Origin of the sequence: Phosphitispora fastidiosa, from assembly GCF_019008365.1 — a bacterium.
GTDB lineage: Bacteria > Bacillota > Thermincolia > Thermincolales > UBA2595 > Phosphitispora > Phosphitispora fastidiosa.
In genome coordinates this window covers 1-303 of sequence record NZ_JAHHUL010000099.1, presented here as the reverse complement: position 1 = coordinate 303, position 303 = coordinate 1, and the positions used below count along the sequence as shown (strand labels likewise).

1 pseudogene is annotated in these 303 nt (G+C 72.9%); it reads right to left on the bottom strand.

Annotated elements, in window-relative coordinates:
- A pseudogene (locus Ga0451573_RS19115) lies at positions 1-303 on the bottom strand (hypothetical protein); the annotation flags it as partial.

Below are 303 nucleotides of genomic sequence, written 5' to 3'. Positions count from 1 at the left end.
CACCAGCCCGGCGCCCGCCGCGGCGATCACTGCCCCGGCTATCGCGGTGGCGATCAGCCCGCCGGTGCGCGCTATTGCGCTGTTGAATCCCGATGCGGTGCCGGTGTGCGTCTCGTCGACCGAGGCGAGCACCGCGGTGGTGAGCGGCGCGGCGACGCTTGCCATTCCGATCGCGATGGCGAGGGCGCCGGGGAACACCGAAGTCCAATAGGGGGCGTCCGCATCGACGCGCAGCAGCAGCACGAAGCCGATCGCGACGATCGCCGGGCCGATGGTCAGCGGCCAGCGCGGGCCGATCCGGGC